Raw genomic sequence first — 18,830 nt, 5'->3', positions numbered from 1 at the left:
CCGTGCGGGGGACGCCGTGTCGTGGGGATCGGCCGCCGTGTCGTGGGGATCGACCCGGCCCGGCTCCCCGGTCAGGCGTCCTGCAACGCGTCCAGTTCGCGCAGGTAGGAACCGACGTCCACCTGGATGGAGGCGCTCTCGGTCCGCCCGTAGCGCGCCTCGATGGCCTTCAGGTACGTACCGATCTCCTCGCGCATGGCGTCCGTCGACGGCAGGGGGGCCTCGCCGTCGACGATCCGGGCCACCCAGCGCGCCTGGGCTTCCACGAGGCGCGTGATCGAGCCCACGGGGCGGATCAACCCGACGAAGTACAGGCCGGGGTGGTCGGGCGCGACGACCCGCTCGTACAGCTCCACCGCTTCCTGCCGGGGGCCCGCCGGACACCCGGCGGGCAGGAACGGGAACGCCATGCGGAACCCCGTGCAGTAGACGATCGCGTCCGCCGCCACCTCGGTTCCGTCGGTGAAAGTGACCCTGTCGCCGTCCAGGGAGCCGATCGCGGGCCGGGGTATCACGCCGCCGTGCCGGATGCGGCTGAGTATCTCGTCCGAGATGGTCACGGCCGAGGAGAAGACCGGGTGGTCGGGCTCGGGCAGACCGTAGTCCGACAGCTTCCCCCGCGCCACGCGCAGCGCCTGCTCGACGAAGCGCCGCTGCTCGGGGAACGACATCTCGCTCCACCACGGAGCGTCGGCGATCAGGTCGACCGACATGCCGAAGAGCTGCTTGGGCACGACGTGCAGTCCCCGGCGGACGGACAGGTCGGTCCGCTCGGCGTGCCGGGAGAGGTCCGCGGCGATGTCCACCCCGGATGCGCCCATCCCCACGACGACGACCCGCTGCCCGGCGAAGTCGCCGCCGTCGTGGTAGTCCATCGAGTGGAGGATCCGACCGGTGAAGGACTCGGAGCCGGCCGGCAGCGGATCCGGCAACACCGCCTCCGTGTTGTGGCCCGAGCCTACGATCACGTGCGTGAAGCGCCGTCGCGTCGTCTCACCGTCCGCGTCCCGACTGACGACCGTCCAGGCACCGTCGTCGTCCTGCCGCACGGACACGACCTCGGTCCGCAGCTCGACGCGGGGCAACAGACCGGCCCACTCGGCGAACGACCGCAAGTAGTCGGCGACATCGCGGTGTCCGGGGTAGAGCGGCAGTTCGGCCGGCATCGGGAAGTCGGAGTAGCCGGTGAGCTGTTTGGCACTGTTCAGGTGCAGCGACATGTAGGCCGGTCCCCGCTCGCCGGCTCCCGGCTGCCGCCAGATCCCTCCGACGTCCGGCGCCTTCTCCAGGCAGACGAAGTCCACTCCCCTGGCGGAGAGGGCGTGTGCGGCCGCCAGCCCCGACAGTCCCGCACCGATGACGCACACCGTCGCGGCGGTGGGAACCCCGCCGACACGCGCCCCGCCCCAGGAACTCTCCACAGAACACCATCCGTCCTTGTACCGGGCGTTGGCTTCCCCGCCGCTGCGCGCCCCGCTCGGGCACGGGGGAACACGGCAGCTCACGGGGGCCCGGGAACCTCACCCTATCGACCGGTCAAGGGAGTTGAGGGTTCAAGATCGTCCCAATCCGGTCGCGGTCCGCGCACCGGTTCGCGCCGGCCCGGGCCCCTCCCCGGTGTGCGGCGGCGTCCGCCGCGCCCCGTCGGCCGTCAGTGACGTGTATGGAGTGGGCCGACTCCCGTCAAGGTGGCGTCAGGGGACCGGACGGACGCGGCGCGGGCGGGGATGGTTTCCATGACGCGTCCCGAGCGGTCGCACCTCACGGCGAGCCGCCCGGGGCGTCATCCATCGTTCGCGGTTCCCCAGGGAGAGCCCCATGTGTCTGTTCCGGTACGACGACGATCCCGAGCCCGAGGAACGGGTCCCGGCCGGGCTGCTGTACGTGCCCGTCCGGCCGGGAGGCGGGGCGGGGGTGGCCATCCGGCTGTTCCACACTCCGCTGGGCGCGCGCACCGCCGTCGGTTTCACCGCTGTGGAGCGGTTGGCCGCGACCCTCGGCGAGAACCAGGCGTACGTCCCGCTGTCGGAGTCCCTGCTGCGCGAGCTGTGCGCGCCGCTCGGAGCGCGACTGATCACCATCGATCCGACGCTGTCGGCTCCCTCGGCCGTCGCGACGACCCACCGACCGGACCGGCTCGCCGTCCGCGGCGCCTGAGGGGCACCGGCACCGAAGGTCAGAAGTTCGGCCTGTCCCCCGCCGACGGCTCGGCGCAACGTGTCGTCGCCCGCATCCTGGGCCAACCGCAGCTCGAACTGACCGGCCTGCACTGCCACATCGGCTCGCAGATCACCGAAGTCGGGCCGTACGTGACGGCCGTACGCCGCATGGTGGACCTGATGGCCCTTCCGCGACGCGCACGGCGTGGTGCTGCCCGAAAGGCGAAGACCCCCGGTGTGGTGGAGGAGGGTCCGTGCCGCGTGCGGGCGCGGGGCCGCTTCGGCGTCGACCGGGAGGTTCGCGGTCGCGACCCCGTCGGGCCCGTGTCGGGCACCGCCGCGTCAGGCACCGGGGGTCTTCGGCCGGGGCTGTTCGGCGACGTGGTCCTGTCAGGCGACGGGGCCCTGTTCGGCGACGGGATCCTGTTCCACGAGCCTGGCCAGGCGGGCCAGCATCCCTCGGTGGCGGAGCTGGATCAGGGCTTCGACGGCGGGGTTGTGCAGGGTGCCGCCCAGGCCGCGCAGGGGATGCTCATCGCAGATGACCAGTGTCTCCTCGCCCCACGGCCTGAGTTGCAGGAAGATCCTCGCCGTGCCGAGAGGATCGAACGAGGCTTCCAGTTCCAGTTCCCTGCCGGGCTCGGCGTTCCGGACGGTGGTGACGCCTTGGGTCGACCAGGGGCCGAGCCGGAGGGTGTAGCGCAGGCGGGAGCCCACCTCGGGCCAGGTCCGGTCGAGGGGCGTGGACTGCGACGGGCCCACCACCCAGTCCTCGTAGCGGCTCGGGTCGGCGAGTACCGCCCACACCGCGTGCGGGGGGCGATGGATCAGTTGACTGCGTACGGCCATGGGTGGAGCCCCTCTGCCGGAACGGATGGTGCGTCTACACCGTGATGGCTGCTTCTTCCCGGCCTGGCCCGCCGCCCGCCTCCGGAAGGCGCTCGCGCCGCCCGCGGGCGCGGCGCTCGTGCCGGCGCCCCCGCTCACGCCCATCGTCCCACCGTTCGCGCCGGCGGTCGCGTCGTCACCGGGCCCGGGCGCGGATGACCACCAGTTCCTCCCGCTCCTCGGTTTCGGCCGCCAGGCCCTGTCGCTCCAGCCAGGAGCGCCGCGAGCGCAGGACGGGGCCCCAGGGCACGGAGGCCCGGGCCGTGGCCTCGGCGGCGAGCCCCACGCCGGTCAGTCGGGAGAGGGTCTCCTCGGTCCCGCACATGCCCGAGTGCACCATCAGCAGGACGCCGCCGGGACGCAGCAGGGCCGGGGCGCCGGCGCAGATCCGGTCGATGACGCGGCGGCCGTCGGGCCCGGCGTCCCAGGCCCGCTCCGGGCCGCGCGTGGGGAGCCGGTCGCCCGGGGCCGGGACGTACGGCGGGTTCGTGACGACCAGGTCGAAGCGGCTCCCGGCCGTTCTGGCCTGGAAGTCGCCGTGCAGGACGCGCAGCGGGAGCCGGTGGCGCCACGCGTTCAGCCGTGCCGTGGTCACGGCGGCCCGGGAGACGTCGACCGCCGTGACCCGGGCTCCTCTGGACGCGGCGTGCAACGCCAGCATCCCGGTGCCCGTGCCGATCTCCAGAACCTCCGTGCGGGGCCCGACGTCCTCGCGGGCAAGTGCGTCGACGAGCAGCCCGGTGTCCGCCTGCGGTGCGTAGACACCGGGCAGGGCCATCAGCCCGGCGGGCAGCGAAACCAAGGACAGGGCGGTACTGGGCACCGCTTACCTCCGGGTTCGAATGCGGCCCGGGAGTGGGCCGCCGGAATGCACGACATGGTGCGGCTTCCCTGGTTCGGGTCCTTCATCCGAATTGCGTCCATCTTCAGAGGATCAGACGGACATTCGGCCGACGGGTCGTCCCGATCCCCGGGGTTTCGGTGTTCCCCGGGTTTCGGTGTTTCGGGCGCGTCGGGGCTCTCGGTACGAAAGCGCGGGAATAGCGCCGGGCACGATGCACAGGGGCTTTCGCGCCCGGTTCGTCATGCGCGACCGGGCTCCTCGGGAGAGGACGTCCTGCGAGGCCTGTTCCGTGCGTGCTCGATCATCGCCGCGATATCCAAGTGGTCGGGTCCGGCGGCCTGCTGATCGGGCCGTTCTCTCGGTATGGGAAGGGGGGAGGTGAGAGTCGGGCGGGCTGTGCGGCCGCTGGTCACCGGAAACTCCTTTTCTCGAAGGTTTCGGAAGAATCGGGCGCCGCCGTGCGGCGGCACGGCGCCCTGGGTGGGCGCGATCCGTGTCAGGCCATGTCGACCGGTCGTCCGGGACCCGGGACCCGGGACGGGGAGGCACCGCTCAGCCCGGCCACGTTCCCGTGAAGCGTCGGGCCGCCACGGCTCCCGAGCGGTCGACCGCGGCCTTGACCACGGCGAAGATGGCGCCCTGGATGGCGGCGGCGATCAGGATCTGCCGCCAGGTCCGGTCCTCGTCCGTGGCGTTGGGAGCGTCTCCCTCACCTTCGACGAGCTTCCAGATCTGCCGGAACACGGCGCCCGCGATCATGCCGCCGGCAGCGCCGAGAGCGAGCCCGACCGGCTTGTAGGCGAGGGTGGCCGCCTTCATCGCCGGTGCCCCCGGCCACGGCACACCAGCAGGAGGGCCAACGGGGCCGCCCCGCCGACGGCGAGCAGTGGCGTCCGGCCGGCGGGCGCCGCGGGCGGGCGCTCGACCGGCTCGCGCGGCGGCACCGGCGTGGGCGTACCGCAATCGGTTCGGCGGTCGTTCGTCATCGGTGGACCCTCTTCTTGATCTCGACCGGTTCGGTCTTGGCCCGGTCCTGACTCTGTCGATGGTCTGCTCGGAAGGAGGACGGACCTTGCGTCCGCCTCTTTCCGGCGGGCGACGATCGGCGGGAATTCACGGCCGAAGCGAGAAGTCCGCCGGTGGCGGCCTCTCCCTTTCGAAAGCCTTCTTCCCGGAAGACGCGCACGATGTCGTCATGCCGCGCCTACCCGACAAGCGTCCGGGCACCCGCCCCGAGGGCAGAAAATCCGGTACGGGAAACTCATCGGCCCGGCGGCGAATGGAGTTCCGTCCGGCCACGGGCGGTGACGATACCGAGGTGGGCCGGGGAAGGATCCCCGACGACGGTGAGGCGGATCCACATCCGACGGTCGCAGATTTTCGGTTTCCGGGAGGAGCGGGTGTCTCGCGGGAAGGGCTCGGGTTCCGCGTGCGGAGTGCGTTTGCCGATGTTCGCCCCAGGGTTCCCTTACACCAGGATCCGCTGCCGCGTCGGTGAATCAGCTCACGTTCAAAACACTCTGGGGCGGACCGAATTGGCCGGTGTTCCACAGCTCTCGGGATGGCCTAGAGTTCCGTGGGGACCGCTCGGTCTCCTTTACGAGGGGTGTGCGCCGTGGCTGATGAGAACGTTTCGGATCGTTTGATCGGCCTGTTGTCCGTCCGGGGGGAGAACCTCGACGCCGAGTGGGCGGACAAGGTGAACGATTCGCTGGGTGGGCGGGTGAGTCGCGCGGAGGTTCAGCGCGAACTCCAGGAGCTGTACGCCGCACTGGTGGCCGCGTTGAGCAGCGGCAGCATGGACGGGCGCGGCGAGGCCTTCGGCGAGGTCCGCGCCCTGCTCACGGAGTTGTCGCGGGCTCGGGCCCGGCAGGGATTCAGCCCCACCGAGACCGCCGTCAGCGTGTTCGCGCTCAAGGAGGCCCTGGAACCGTCCCTGACCGGCGAGGGCAGCGACGTACAGGCGTACCTGAGGTTCTCCTCCCTCCTGGACACCCTGGGCCTGTACACCATCGAGGTCTACACGCGCACCCGCGAGGAGTTGATCTCGGCGCAGGCCGAGCAGCTGATGGAGCTGTCCACGCCGGTGGTGAAGCTGTGGGACGGGGTCATCGGTGTTCCGCTGGTCGGCACCCTGGACTCGGCACGCACCATGGTGGTGATGGAGAAGATGCTCCAGGCGCTGATCGACACCGGCTCCGAGCAGGCCATCATCGACATCACCGGCGTCCCGGCCGTGGACACCGAGGTGGCCCAGCACCTGCTGAAGACGGTGGTGGCCGCACGCCTGATGGGTGCAGAATGCACCATTTCCGGCATTCGTCCGCAGATCGCTCAGACGATCGTGGCCCTGGGCATCGACTTCGGCGACATCGTCACCAAGGCCACGCTCGCCGATGCCCTGCGGCACGCGCTGCGACGCTCCGGCGTCTCCTTCTCGCGCACGACGCCGCAGGCCGGTGGCCGGTGAGCGAGCAGGTCCCGGTCCTGCGGATCGGACAAGTGCTGTTGGTGTCCATCCAGACGGATCTGGACGACCAGGCGGTGATGCTGCTTCAGGACGACCTCGCGGCCGCGGTGGTGGAGTCGGGCGCGCACGGGGTGGTCATCGACATCACCGCCGTGGAGATCGTCGATTCGTTCGTGGGTCGGATGCTCTCCACCATCGCGTCGATATCCGGCCTACTGGACGCGCAGACCGTCGTGGTCGGGATGCGTCCCGCGGTCGCCATCACCCTGGTCGAACTCGGCCTTTCGCTCGGCGGCGTGCGAACCGCCCTGACCCTGGACAAGGGGCTGCGGATGCTGGAACAGGCACGCGCGGTCGCGATGGGCGAGAACACGTCCGCCCATCCGGCCGAACGAGGCCGTGACGGCGTTGCGCCGGATGCTGCGGCCGGTCTGTGAACGGGCCTTCCCACGGCCCGCAGGTACTGGAGATCACCGCCAACGCCGGGGTGGTCCAGGCCCGTCAACTCGTCCGCGCCCTGGCGCAGGAATGCAGGCTCTCCCTGGTGGAGCAGACCAAGCTGATCACGGCCGCGAGTGAGTTGGCGCGCAACACCCTCATCTACGGCGGCGGGGGCACCATGACCGCCGTCGTGGTCGACGAGCGGGGCCGGCGGGGAGTGCGTTTGAACTTCGTGGACCAGGGGCCCGGCATTCCCGACGTGGAGCTGGCCCTGACCGACGGCTGGACCTCGGGCAACGGCATGGGCCTCGGCCTGTCAGGATCCAGGCGGCTGGTCGACGACTTCGTCCTGGACACCGCACCGGGGCGCGGCACCACGGTCACCATCACCAAGTGGGCCCGGTGACGGGCCTCGACGGGCCGCTGCTGCTCGACTGCGAGGACTCCGCCTGGTTCCGTGACCAGCCGGAGGCCGCGCGCGGTGCGGCGGCGGCCCTGGGCCGACGGATCGGGCTGGGCGAACACCGCACCGCCCAACTGGTGTTGGCCGTCGCGGAACTGGCGACCAACGTCACCAAGCACTCCGCCGACGGCTCCATGCTGCTGCGCGTGCTGCGCAACGATGCCGTGGCGGGGGTCGAGGTGGTGGTCGTCGACGGCGGTCCCGGCATGGCGGACGTCGCGGCGGCGCTGCGGGACGGGGTGTCGACCATCGGCACCCTGGGGATCGGCCTGGGCGCCGTGCAGCGCCTGGCGGACAGGTTCGACGTCCAGTCCGTGCCGGGAATCGGGACCGTCCAGCTGGCCCGCTTCTGGCCGCACCCCCCGCACCCGTCGGTGACGGGCGAGGCCGTCGTGGGAGGGATCACCCGACCGATGGGCGGCGAGGAGGTGTGCGGCGATGCCTGGGCCGCACGCGTCGACACCGGCGAACGTACCGCGCGGGACAGCGGGGCACGGGACGAACGGGCCGGCCGCCCGAGCGCGTCCGGTACCTCGCTCGACTGGACGGCGATGACCGCGACCCGGAGACCGGTCGAGCGCCCGCACGGCCCCTCCTACGGGTCCGACCACTCCCCGCGGCCGGGGGCCGGGGGCCGTTCGGCCCTCGTCCACGGTGCCGCCGCGGGCCCGGGCCGGGCCGTGCTGGTGATGTCCTGCGACGGACTCGGGCACGGACCGATGGCCGCCATCGCCTCGCAGGCGGCCGTGCAGGCCTTCCGTTCCGGGACGGCGCGCACTCCGGAGCAGGTCGTGGAGGAGGTGCACCGGGCCCTGCGCGGGACGCGTGGCGCCGCGGTCGCGGTCGCCCGTCTGGAGCCCGACGGCCGATTGCTGTTCTGCGGGATCGGGAACATCGCCGCGGCGGTGGTCACCGCCGATTCCCGCGCCGGCCTGCTCTCCCACCCCGGGATCGTCGGCAACCAGATGCGCCAACTGCGCACGTACGAGCACCACATACCCCCTCACGGGGTCCTGATCATGCACTCCGACGGACTCAACGAACGCTGGAGGCCCGCCGACGTGGCCCCCCTGCTGCATCACCCGCCCGCCCTGATCGCCACCGGCCTGTTGCGCCATGCCGGGACCCGCCGCGACGACGCCAGCGTGGTGGTCGCCAAGGGAGCCTGGTGAACGCGCCCGTCCCCCGCACCCGCGGCCACGCTCCCGCGCTGGTCACCTCGGTCGGCACCGAGAAGGACGTCTTCGACCTGCGCCGCCGCGCGAAGGCCATCGCCCAGGCCGTCGGTCTCGACAACCGCGACCAGGTGCGCCTGGCCACGGCGTTGAGCGAACTGGGACGCGATCTCCTGCGTCCCGCCCCCATGACCGCGACCTTCGACGTGCTGCGGGAGCCGGCCGCGCTCAAGGCCTCCCTGCGGTGGCGCGACGACCGTGTCCCCGGCGACGAGTCGCTGGCGGCCGTCACCCGGCTGCTGCCACAGACCCGCTACGAACCCGCGCCCGACACCGCCGACCGGCCCGCGACCGCGGCGGTACTCTCCTGCGGCGGCCGGATCGACATCGTCTGCCCGATCCCCGAACTCGCCGCCAGGACACTGGAGATGACACAGCTCCGGGCCGTCGTGGAGGCGGACGCCCCCGCGAGCGCGATCGACGACCTACAGGCCCAGACCCGCGACCTGATCGCCGCGCTGGAGGAGGCCCACGCCCAACGGGACGAGTTGGAACGCCTCAACGAGGAGCTCACCGAGACCAACGCCGGGGTCATGGCCCTGTACGCGGAGCTGACGGTCGAGCACAAGGACGTCGTCGAGCGCTTCGGGCGGGAACACGAACTCGCCCTGACCCTTCAGCGCACCTTCCTCCCCGCCACCCTGCCCGACTCCCCCGGCGTGGAACTCGCCGTGCGCTACCTGCCCGCCGCGACCACGGCCGAGATCGGCGGCGACTTCTACGAAGCCGTCGACACCCCTCACGGTCTGTTGGTGGCAGTGGGCGACGTCGTCGGCCACTCCCTTCAGGCAGCCGTGGTCATGGGCCAGTTGCGACACGCGCTGCGCGCCTACGCAGCGCAGGGCCACCCGCCGCACGTCCTGCTGCAACACCTCGACCACCTGCTGGGCCTGCATCAGCCCGGGTGGACCACCAGCGTGTGCATCGTGCTGATCGAACCGGGCAACGCCCGTCTGCACGTCGCCAACGCCGGCCATCTGCCCCCGCTGCTCCTGTCCCCCGGCGACCCCCCGCGCTACCTGCGCGAACACGGGCCTCTCCTGGGACTGGGGCTGCCGCACCCCCGCGCCGTCAGCCACCGGATCGAGCCGAACAGTCTGCTCCTGATGGTCACCGACGGACTCGTCGAGACCCGTGACAGTGACATCCACGACCGGCTGCGGCTCCTCAGCAGCACCGCCGCGGCAGGCCCCGCCGACCCGGAGGGCCTGTGCACGCGGCTGGTGGACGTGTTCGCGGCCGAGCCCGAGGACGACATCATCGTCTTCGCCGCCCGCCTCAACCCTCCCGGGTAGCCCTCGGGGTGGCCGTCAGGCGGTGCGGGCCACTCGGAGGGAAGCCCGCGTGGCGAACCGCATGCGTGGAGTTGCCGTGCGGATTCCGGCACGGAAGGCGACGCCCGGGATCTCGCGACCCTCCGGATCAGCGACCCTCCGGATCAGCGACCCTCCGGATCAGCGACCCTCGAAGTCGAGGGCCTCGGACAGCGCGGCTTCCCGTTCCGCCACGTCCCCCGCGCTTGCGGCGATCACCGCGTACCGCCAGGAGCGGCCGTCGGGCGGAGCATCCGCGTAGAGGACGACACCCTCGCCGCTCGCCGGGTCGAAGGCGAGGTGGTGTTCGCGCACCCGGTCGAGGGCCGCCCCGAAGCCGAAGGGGCGCCGCGTCCATCCCGTGGCCACCGACCAGGCCGGACGGGTGACGGGCGAGGCCGCCGTCAGGCGGGTGACCATGGCGTGCGGGGTGGTGGTGGCGGTACGGCGGATGTTGCTCTCGCTCGCGTACGCCTCTCCGTCCGCGTTCACCAGCGCGTCGACTCCGAACGGCCCGGCGTAGCCGTGGTCGGCGAGATGGCGGCCCAGGGCCGCCCCCCACTTCTCCAGTTCCTCGGCCGGATGCGCCATGGACGGCGGCAGCGGGGAAAGGTACCCCGTGAAGGACCCGTCGGTGGTACGCATCGCGCCGCTGAACAGGGCGTGAGTTCCGGAGGCCGTGGTCTCCAGTTGGATGCTCGGCGACTCGATCACGTCGAGGCATTCCTCCACCACCCACGTGCCCTCGGGGCCGCCCACGGTGTCGAGTTCCAGGGCCGCGCCGCCCCGCAGGTCCTCGCGGGACACGAAGCGCAGACCGTGGCCTCCCGCGGACCGGTCGGGCTTGACCACGACACGTTCGTGGTTCTCCAGGAGCTCGCGGACGACGCCCTCCGTCTCGGCGCGTCGGCACACCCGTCCCGTCGGCAGCCGCATGCCCAGGCGCCCGGCCACTTCGCGGAAGCCGGCCTTCGTGTTGAGCAGCATGGCCGTGTGCAGGGCGCCCGCCGCGGCGTCGACCGTCGGGTAGGGGTGCACCGTGAGGCCGAGATCCCGGGCGAACGCGATGGCCGACGCGTCGAGCGCCGTCGGCAACAACGCCGCCCCGCGGTCGGCGGCGAGAGCCCGGACGTGCTCGGCGAGTCCGGCCTCGCGCACCGCCCGCGCCAGGGGGACGGCGCCGGACGGGGGCACCTCGACGACCGTGACCGTCTCCGGCGGCACCCCCGTGAGGTCGCCCACGTACCGCAGGAACTCCCCGCTCAGGGGCACCGGGGTGACGAGTACGTCCCCTGGCCGCAGCAACCACGCCTTGCGCGGCGCCTGCTGTGCCCACCGCGTCAGCACCTGCCCCTCGCCGAGGTCCACCGCCAGGTCCGAGAGGAAGTTCGCGAAGACGACGAACGGACCCGTCTCACTCATCCGGACCCGTCTCATTCATCGCTGCTCCTCTGTCGCCTGTTCCACTGCTACCCGCGCCGGCCGGTCCGAGACGCGTGTTCGCGTTCCGTCACCCTTGCGCCCCACACCCCGACCTCGACGGGATCTCGACCTCCCCGTACATCCGTTCGGCCCCTCTCGTGCGGAGGGATCCGCGTTCCGGCGGGGGGACTACCGGTGAGCGGGTGCGTACCTGTAGCCCGCACGGCGCACCGCGGGTCACCAGGTGGGCCAGGCGGGCGAACCAGGGTTCCCGGCCGGCGGGGCTGCGCGGGCACCGGGCCCGGGCCGCCCCGGACACCGGTGCGACACGCTCGCACCGTCTTTCCATCCGAGACGACGCTGTCCGTCATTCGGTCAAGCCTTGCCTGGAAGGCCACTTCGGGCAAGTATCCCTATCAATCCGATGGGAAAGGTGGGAATTTCGGTGCTCTGCCGCCCGTCCACCCGCCGGTGCCGGCGCTCACCGGGCCCGGCACCCCGCATCCGACGGCCGCCCCGGGTGACCCCCGCGAGGCCGGAGCGCGACTGAACCACCAGCCGCCCCGACGCGACCGACTCCCGCCCGCGCCCCACCCCTTGCGCCTCTCCCCCGCCTTCCCCGCCCCACCCGCCGACGCCACCCGACAACGCTCCGGAGTAGCCGACATGACCACTGCCGTCCCCCATGGCACCGCCGTCCGCCCAGCGCCACGCGGCGGCGACCGGGCCTGTCGGTGACGCCCGTGCCGACGACACCGAGCACCCTCGACCGCACCACCGCCGCCGAGCGGCGTCGGACACTTGTACGCACCACCCGCGACGTGGCGGAGGACCTCGCCGCGGACGCCCTCGCCCGCGACCAGGCGGGCAGACCGCCGACCGACGAGGTGGCCCGACTGCGCGAGGCCGGCCTGCTCGCGGCCCTCACCCCGCCGGCGCCGGAGCGCGGGACGGACTGGCGCACGGGGTGCGCCGTCGTCCGGAGGGTCGCCTCGGCGGACAGCTCCGTCGGCGAGGTGCTCGCCCGCCACTACGTCCACGCGTGGAGCGGACGCTTCCATGCGAGTCGCCACCACGCGGACGCGCTCGAAGAGGAGTCGGTGCGGGCGCAGTGGCTGTGGACCGGCGCGTCCCGCGGTACCGCGCCCGACGACGACAGCGACGGACAGGACCTCACGTTGAGGCCGCGGGACAGCGGCCACGTCCTGAACGGGTGCCGGTTCGTGGACACGGCGGTCGCCGTCGCCGACCGGATCGTGGTCGACGCCCGCTGCGCCGTGACCGGTGACATCCTGACCGTACTGATCCCGCCCGACGCGCGGGGCGTGACCGTCGAACCCGCCCACGACCGCCTCGGGCAGCGCGTCGCCGGCGCGGGCACGGTGGTCCTCGACCGGGTCACCGTCCCGCCCGGCCAGGTACTCGGCCGCCGGCCGGACGACGAGGAGTCGACCGCGCCGTTCACCGCGCTCGCCGAGCCTGCGCTCCGGCTCGCCCTGTGCCACGTGGGCCTGGGAATCGTCGAGGGCGCGCTCAGCGAGGCACGCGACCTCAGCAGGGGCGGCCGTGCCTACCGTCTGCCCGGTACGGACCCGGACCTCTTCCTGACGTACGGGGAACTCGCCTCCGCCGCCCAGACCGCCATCGCCGTGGTCGACCGGGCGACGGAGACGATGGCGCAGGCCCTCGACACCGGCGCGCGGCTCGACGACGAGGAAGCCGCGGGCGTCTCGGCCCTGGTCGCCACGGCCGAGACGGTGACGTCGAAGGCAGCCCTGCACATCACCGCTCGGGTGCTGGAACTCGCCGACGCGCCCGGCCTGGACCGCTTCTGGCGCAACGCGCGCGTCCTGACCGCCCACCACCCCGCCGCGCACCGCCTGCGCTCGATCGGGGAGCACTACCTCAACGGCTCCCACCGCGCGGTGGCGGCGACCTTCCACTGACCGCGGCCCCCGCGCGGGGCGCGCGTCCACCACCGCCCGACGTGGACACGCGCCCCGGCCGGCGGCCCGCCGCGCCGGACCTCACGCCGGGACCTCACGCGGGGACCTCACCCCGGGACATCGGCCGGGGACGTCGGCCGGCGCCGTACGGGATAATGCCGGTATGCGGATCTCAGCCAGGGCGGACTACGCGGTACGTGCCGCACTACAGCTCGCCGGGTCACTGGATGACGGGCCACTGAAAGCGGAGGCCATCGCCGAAGCCCAGGACATCCCGCACAAGTTCCTCGAAGGCATCCTGAACGACATGCGCCGGGGTGGCCTCGTGGTCAGCCGGCGCGGCGGCAACGGCGGATACCGCCTGGCCAAGCCCGCCGAGTCCATCAGCATCGCCGATGTCATCCGCGTCGTGGACGGACCACTCGTCTCGGTGCGCGGGGTCCGCCCGCCGGACCTGTCCTACACCGGCCCGGCCGAGGCACTCCTGCCCCTGTGGATCGCGCTGCGGGCCAACGTGCGGGAGATCCTCGACGGCGTGTCGCTCGCCGACGTCGCGTCGTCCCAACTGCCCGCCGACGTCTCCGCGCTGGCCCGCACCCCCGAGGCCTGGACCAATCCCTGACCCTCGCCCCACCTGCGCCTTCTCGGATCGCGAGATTGAGGCGTCCAGTATGCGGTCAGCCTCTTGGGGCGGGTGTCGCCGTCTGCCAATATGCCTACCAACCCGGTGGGAAAAGCAGGAAATCAGGGAGGTGGCCGTGCGAACACCGCATCACGCACGCCGTGGCTCGCCCCTGACCTCCCGTCGACACATCGACCTGGTCCGTACCTCCAGCGCCATCTGTCAGACGGCCTGACACCCTCCGCGGGACTCGACGATCCGGCAAGCCCGGTCCACGGGCCCGCCCCCACCCGCGGATCGGCTCGCCGCCGGCCGCGCGGCCCCGCCCGGTCGATCTCCGTGCTCGGGCGGCTTCGCCCCCACGGGTGCGACACGTGGGCCGCGCCTTCGCCCCCGGGCATCGCACCGCTCTCGTCCGCGGCCCGTCCGCTGCCCGTCCCCGACCGCGACCCGCCTCCGAGGCCGGGAGCGGTGCGATGCCGTGCGTGCCGACGGCTCGCGCCGCCCGGCTCAGCCCCCGCCCTTGCCCGTACGTCCGTACGTCCCCACCGCTCCGAACTCCATGACGTGAAAGGACACTTCCGTGTCTGTTGCAAGACCGCTCACCGCCCTGCGTGCCATCGCCGTCACGGCCGCGCTGCCCCTGCTGCTCGCCTCTTGCGGTTACGGCTCGGATGCCGAGAAGGGCAAGTCCGCCGACAAGCCCGCACCCGCCGGCGCCGAGGGCAAGAAGCTCTCCGCCCCCGAGGTCCGCATCGGCTACTTCCCCAACCTCACCCACGCCACCGCCCTGGTCGGCATCCAGGAAGGCCTCATCGCCAAGGAACTGGGCGCCACCACCATCAAGCCCCTGACCTTCAACGCCGGCCCCTCCGAAATCGAAGCCCTCAACGGCGGCTCCCTCGACATCGGCTTCATCGGCCCCTCCCCCTCCATCAACGGCTACGTCAAATCCAAGAGCACCAACCTGCGCATCATCTCCGGCTCCGCCTCCGGCGGCGTCAAGCTCGTCGTCAACCCCGACAAGATCAAAACCCTCGACGACATCAAGGGCAAGAAGATCGCCACCCCCCAAAAGGGCAACACCCAGGACGTCGCCTTCCTCAACTGGATCGCCACCAAGGGCTGGAACGTCGACCCCGAATCCGGCAAGGGCGACGTCTCCGTCGTCCGCACCGACAACAAGGTCACCCCCGACGCCTACAAACAAGGCTCCATCGACGGCGCCTGGGTCCCCGAACCCACCGCCTCCAAACTCGTCTCCGAAGGCGCCAAGGTCCTCCTCGACGAAACCGAACTCTGGCCCGACAAGAAGTTCGTCATCACCAACGTCATCGTGTCCCAGAAGTTCCTCAAGAAGCACCCCGACGTCGTCGAAGCCGTCCTGACCGGCACCGTCAAGACCAACGACTGGATCAACACCAACCCCGACAAGGCCAAGGCCTCCGCCAACGCCGCCCTCAAGACCCTCGGCGGCAAAGCCCTCGACCCCAAGGTCATCGACCCCGCCTGGCCGAGCATCCTCGTCACCGACGACCCCCTCGCAAGCACCCTCAAGACCGAATCCGACTGGGCCGTCAAGGCCAACCTCATCCAGGAACCCGACCTCACCGGCATCTACGACCTGAAACTCCTCAACAAGGTCCTCAAGACCGCCGGCAAGCCCGAGGTCTCCGACGCCGGCCTCGGCGCCAAGTAACCCCCGGGGCGAAAGGGCGAGGGGAGGACGTGGTCGGCCCCTGACCGCTCGGTCAGGGCCGCACGGACGCGTCCTTCACGTCACCTGGGCCCCCGGCCCGCCGTCCGGACCGCCGTCCGGCCGCCGGGCCGCCCGATGCGGCAGAATGTCGACATGCCCCGTGCTTCCGACACCCGCCAGAGCATCATCGACGCCGTACTGCGGATCATCGGGCAGGACGGCATCGCCGCCGTCACCAACCGGCGGATCGCCAGGGAGGCCGGGGTCTCCCTCGGTTCGGTCACCTACCACTTCGCCACCCAGCACGAGCTGTTGCGCGAGAGCCTGTTGCACTTCGTGGCCGAGGAGACCCGGCACTTCACGGCGCTCGCCGACTCGTGCTCCGACGAGTCCTTCGACATCGGACGGGCGGCCGAGGTCGTCGCGCAGGTCGCGGGCGGCAACGCCTTCGACAGTCGGCACATCGCGCCCTTCGAGCTGTACGTACAGGCCGGCCGCGACGAACGGCTGCGAGCCGCGGCGACCGAGTGCTTCGCCGCCTACGACCTCCTGGCCACCCGCATCCTGACCCTCCTCGGTGTACCGGACGCCGAACGCCTGGCGGGCGTGGCCGTCGCCCTGGTCTTCGGGCAGCAGTTGCGCCGTCTGGCCACCGGCGCCCCGGCCGCCGACCTCGTCGACGCGCTGCTGGTCCTCACGAAGCTCACCCCGACGCAGGCTCCGTAGGCTCTGTCGTCAGAGTTCGCCCGGCAGGCGTTCGGCGACGCGGGCCCGGGAGCGGCAGGGAGAACCAGACGGCCTTCCCCTCGGCCGTCGGGAGCGTGCCCCAGGCCTCGGCGAGCGAGTCCACGAGGAGCAGGCCCCGTCCGGACTCCGCGTCGGACGAAGCGAACCGTGCCTGTGGAAGGACGGGGCTGCCGTCGCACACCTCGACGCTGAGTTCCCGGCCCGCGTGACGCAGTCTCAGCCGGACCGGGCCGCAACCGTGGTTCACCGCGTTGGAGAGGAGTTCGGACGCGAGCAGGCAGGCCGTGTCGCACAGTTGGTCGTCCACGTTCCCCCACCGGGCGAGGGTGGCACGCAGGAAGCGCCGACCTTCGCCGACGCTGCTCGGCCGGGGGTCCAGTACCACGCTCTGTGAGGTCACCGGCAGGTCGGGGATGTGCACGAGGAGCAGGGTGACGTCGTCCGTGTTGTCGTCGGCGTCCGGCAGCATCTCGCCCAGGAGGGAGTCGGCCATTGTTTCGAGGTCATCGGTGTCGGCGAAGGTCTTTCCCAATGCCGTTGCCAGACAGTCGAGTTGCTCCTCGATGTCGCTGCCCGGCGTTTCGACGAGCCCGTCGGTGTAGAGGGCGAGCACCGATCCGGGTTCCACGGTGTGGCGGCTCTCGTGGTGCGGGACCTCGCCGACACCGAGCGGCACGCTGACGTCCACGGCGAGCCGGCTCACCCCGCCGTCCGGCGCGGCCAGGAGCAGCGGCAGGTGTCCGGCCGAGCACACGGTCAGTTCCGCGGCGTCCGCGTCGACGACCAGGTAGCAGCAGGTGACGAACTGGTCCGGGAGTTCGCTCACCACGGCGTCGAGGGCTCGCATCAACTGCCAGGGCGGCATGCCGGTCTTCGCCAGCGCGTGCGAAGCGGAGCGCAACTGCCCCATGACGGCGGCGGCTTCCAGTCCGCGCCCCATGACGTCACCGATCATGACGCCCACGCGGCCGCCGCCCAGGGGGATCAGGTCGAACCAGTCGCCACCCACGCCCGCGCCCTGGCGCGCCGGGGAGTACCGGCTCGCCGTCGGCATGCCCGGTACGTCGGCGGGCGAGCCCATGAGGCTGCGTTGCAGGGTCAGGGCCACGTGGCGCTGCTGTTCGTAGAGTTCGGCGAGCTTCTCCTCGGCGGCCTTGCGGTCGCTGACGTCGCGGATGGCCGCCGACACGAGGGTTCCGTCGGGGGTCTCCAGGGGGCTGAGGCTGATCTCGACGGGGAACTCGCGCCCGTCCCTGCAGAGTCCGTGCAGTTCCAGCCCGGCGCCCATGGGTCTGACCTGGCGGTTGACGAAGTAGCCCTGCCGGAAGCCGGAGTGATGGCCCCGGAAGCGCTCCGGTACGAGCACCTCCACGGGGTGGCCCAGGAGGTCGGCCCTGGTGTGGCCGAAGAGCGCCTCGGTCTGGGCGTTGACGAGTTGGATCGTGCCGCGGTCGTCGACGATCACCATCGCGTCGGGGGCGGCCTCCAGGAGCGCGCGGAACAGCTCTTCGGCGGCCCTGCGTTCGCTGACGTCGCGCACGGCTGCCGAGATGAGCAGGCCGTCGGTGGTCTGGAGGGGGCTGAGGCTGATCTCCACGGGGAACTCGCGCCCGTCCCTGCGCAGTCCGTACAACTCCAGTCCCGCGCCCATGGGCCGTACCTGTCGGCTGGCCGCGTATCCCCGGCGGTGCCCGGGGTGGTGCCCCCTGAAGCGCTCGGGCACCAGGACGTCGATGGGCCGGCCGAGCAGTTCGTGCCGGGGGTAGCCGAACAGCGCTTCCGTCTGCGCGTTCACCAGCCGGATCACTCCGGCGTCGTCCACGATCACCATCGCGTCCGGTGCCGCCTCCAGAAGGGCCCGGAACGGCTCTTCGGTCGTCGTCGTCATGTTGCGCCTCGCACTCGCCGGACACCGGTCACCACCGAAGCGAACATCCGACCACGCATCCCCCCACCACTTCGCGGGTTGACCGGAACACACGCGCAATTGACCGGGTATGAGCGCCGGCCGGGGCGGTCGCCCCGGGCATCCGTCGACGGGCCGGGCGCGGACCGTCACCGCCCGGTGCCATGACCACGGCCGTCCTCGCGAAGTCCGCGCCGGCGGTCGTGCCCGGGCAGCCGCCCGGCCGGGGAACAGGCCCGTGAGCGGAGCCGGCAAGGTCCTGCGCCGTGCCGCCCGCAAGGCCCGCTTCCACGCCCCGATCCGTTTCAGCCCTCAGAGCCCTCCGGGCGCACCACCCGCACGGGTGTGAGGGGCGGAGTGTCACCGGCCGCGCATCCGGCGAGGAACGCGTCTGGAGTCGCGTACGAGAACCTCCCGCGCGCGGTGGCCGAGCTTCGTGCGATCCACCGGGATCGGGCTTGACCGGTGAACCCGCGGCAACGTAACTTCGACCGCACCCGCTCACGAGCCACTGGAAGGAGGCGAAGTCGGATGTCGACCATCTCCGCGATACTTCGCCTCGCGCACCAGATCGCCTGGGCTCCGGGTCGCGTGGCACACGGCTGCTGAACGGCCCCTTCTTGCCGGCGTGCCCGATCGCGGCCCCGGCACCTTCTCCTGCCCTTCACCCTTCAC

At 71.8% G+C, this 18,830-nt stretch carries 17 protein-coding genes and 1 pseudogene; 12 read left to right on the top strand and 6 right to left on the bottom strand.

All coding sequences use genetic code 11. The annotated features are described in order from the left end of the window. Positions 1–71: 71 nt before the first annotated feature. Positions 72–1,421 (bottom strand): flavin-containing monooxygenase, encoded by a 1,350-nt coding sequence (locus ACQEVM_RS12740; RefSeq protein ID WP_433078005.1) that lies wholly within the window; start codon positions 1,419–1,421, stop codon positions 72–74. Positions 1,422–1,818: 397 nt separating this feature from the next. Here ACQEVM_RS12740 and ACQEVM_RS12735 point away from each other — a divergent pair, with 397 nt between their 5' ends. Both ACQEVM_RS12735 and ACQEVM_RS12730 read left to right on the top strand, forming a co-directional pair. Next, positions 1,819–2,157, top strand: coding sequence for an SAV_915 family protein (locus ACQEVM_RS12735; RefSeq protein ID WP_433078003.1), 339 nt, complete (start codon positions 1,819–1,821; stop codon positions 2,155–2,157). A 5-nt stretch (positions 2,158–2,162) separates the two neighbouring features. Further along, positions 2,163–2,379, top strand: a pseudogene (locus tag ACQEVM_RS12730) (diaminopimelate decarboxylase); the annotation flags it as partial. A 170-nt stretch (positions 2,380–2,549) separates the two neighbouring features. Here ACQEVM_RS12730 and ACQEVM_RS12725 read toward each other — a convergent pair. The 3 genes from ACQEVM_RS12725 to ACQEVM_RS12715 form a co-directional block, all read right to left on the bottom strand. Beyond that, entirely contained in the window at positions 2,550–3,008 is a 459-nt protein-coding gene (locus ACQEVM_RS12725; protein WP_433078001.1) for an SRPBCC family protein, read from the bottom strand. A gap of 175 nt (positions 3,009–3,183) precedes the next feature. Next, on the bottom strand, positions 3,184–3,825 hold the full coding sequence (locus ACQEVM_RS12720) for a HemK2/MTQ2 family protein methyltransferase (RefSeq protein WP_433079985.1): 642 nt from the start codon (positions 3,823–3,825) through the stop codon (positions 3,184–3,186). Between the two features lie 618 nt (positions 3,826–4,443). Continuing rightward, complete coding sequence (locus ACQEVM_RS12715; RefSeq protein ID WP_433077999.1) at positions 4,444–4,710, bottom strand: DUF4235 domain-containing protein; 267 nt, start codon at positions 4,708–4,710, stop codon at positions 4,444–4,446. Between the two features lie 796 nt (positions 4,711–5,506). On the opposite strand from ACQEVM_RS12715, the gene ACQEVM_RS12710 reads away from it, so the two are divergent. Genes ACQEVM_RS12710 through ACQEVM_RS12690 form a run of 5 tightly spaced genes read left to right on the top strand, consistent with a single transcriptional unit; the run spans position 5,507 to position 9,795 of the window. Beyond that, positions 5,507–6,361 (top strand): STAS domain-containing protein, encoded by an 855-nt coding sequence (locus tag ACQEVM_RS12710; RefSeq protein WP_433077997.1) that lies wholly within the window; start codon positions 5,507–5,509, stop codon positions 6,359–6,361. After that, the gene (locus ACQEVM_RS12705) at positions 6,358–6,798 is read left to right on the top strand and encodes an STAS domain-containing protein (protein ID WP_433077995.1); all 441 of its coding nucleotides are present in this window, start codon (positions 6,358–6,360) and stop codon (positions 6,796–6,798) included. Before ACQEVM_RS12710 ends, ACQEVM_RS12705 begins: the two co-directional genes overlap by 4 nt. Further along, positions 6,795–7,208, top strand: coding sequence for an anti-sigma regulatory factor (locus ACQEVM_RS12700; protein WP_433077993.1), 414 nt, complete (start codon positions 6,795–6,797; stop codon positions 7,206–7,208). The genes ACQEVM_RS12705 and ACQEVM_RS12700 overlap by 4 nt, the downstream gene beginning before the upstream one ends. After that, the gene (locus ACQEVM_RS12695) at positions 7,196–8,437 is read left to right on the top strand and encodes an ATP-binding protein (RefSeq protein ID WP_433077991.1); all 1,242 of its coding nucleotides are present in this window, start codon (positions 7,196–7,198) and stop codon (positions 8,435–8,437) included. The genes ACQEVM_RS12700 and ACQEVM_RS12695 overlap by 13 nt, the downstream gene beginning before the upstream one ends. Continuing rightward, positions 8,434–9,795 (top strand): PP2C family protein-serine/threonine phosphatase, encoded by a 1,362-nt coding sequence (locus ACQEVM_RS12690; RefSeq protein WP_433077989.1) that lies wholly within the window; start codon positions 8,434–8,436, stop codon positions 9,793–9,795. Before ACQEVM_RS12695 ends, ACQEVM_RS12690 begins: the two co-directional genes overlap by 4 nt. A 159-nt stretch (positions 9,796–9,954) precedes the next feature. Here the strand turns inward: ACQEVM_RS12690 and ACQEVM_RS12685 are convergent, their stop codons facing one another. Then, positions 9,955–11,235 carry a peptide ligase PGM1-related protein gene (locus ACQEVM_RS12685; protein WP_433077987.1) on the bottom strand — a complete coding sequence of 427 codons (1,281 nt, stop codon included), beginning with the start codon at positions 11,233–11,235 and terminating at the stop codon, positions 9,955–9,957. A 743-nt stretch (positions 11,236–11,978) separates the two neighbouring features. On the opposite strand from ACQEVM_RS12685, the gene ACQEVM_RS12680 reads away from it, so the two are divergent. The 5 genes from ACQEVM_RS12680 (at position 11,979) to ACQEVM_RS12660 (ending at position 16,228) form a co-directional block, all read left to right on the top strand. Beyond that, positions 11,979–13,181 (top strand): acyl-CoA dehydrogenase, encoded by a 1,203-nt coding sequence (locus ACQEVM_RS12680; protein WP_433077985.1) that lies wholly within the window; start codon positions 11,979–11,981, stop codon positions 13,179–13,181. 163 nt (positions 13,182–13,344) lie between these two features. After that, positions 13,345–13,803, top strand: a complete 459-nt coding sequence (locus ACQEVM_RS12675) for an RrF2 family transcriptional regulator (protein WP_433077983.1) — start codon at positions 13,345–13,347, stop codon at positions 13,801–13,803. Positions 13,804–13,852: 49 nt separating this feature from the next. Beyond that, complete coding sequence (locus ACQEVM_RS12670; RefSeq protein ID WP_433077981.1) at positions 13,853–14,038, top strand: putative leader peptide; 186 nt, start codon at positions 13,853–13,855, stop codon at positions 14,036–14,038. Positions 14,039–14,386: 348 nt separating this feature from the next. Further along, positions 14,387–15,502: an aliphatic sulfonate ABC transporter substrate-binding protein gene (locus ACQEVM_RS12665; RefSeq protein WP_433077979.1), complete on the top strand. Its 1,116-nt coding sequence runs from the start codon at positions 14,387–14,389 to the stop codon at positions 15,500–15,502. Between the two features lie 153 nt (positions 15,503–15,655). After that, positions 15,656–16,228, top strand: a complete 573-nt coding sequence (locus tag ACQEVM_RS12660; RefSeq protein WP_433077977.1) for a TetR/AcrR family transcriptional regulator — start codon at positions 15,656–15,658, stop codon at positions 16,226–16,228. Here ACQEVM_RS12660 and ACQEVM_RS12655 read toward each other — a convergent pair. Further along, complete coding sequence (locus ACQEVM_RS12655) at positions 16,206–18,137, bottom strand: PAS domain S-box protein (RefSeq protein WP_433077975.1); 1,932 nt, start codon at positions 18,135–18,137, stop codon at positions 16,206–16,208. The genes ACQEVM_RS12660 and ACQEVM_RS12655 overlap by 23 nt on opposite strands. Between the last annotated feature and the right edge of the window lie 693 nt (positions 18,138–18,830).

Source organism: Streptomyces sp. CA-243310 (assembly GCF_050936775.1).
Lineage (GTDB): Bacteria > Actinomycetota > Actinomycetes > Streptomycetales > Streptomycetaceae > Streptomyces.
This window is presented reverse-complemented; position numbering and strand designations above follow the sequence as displayed.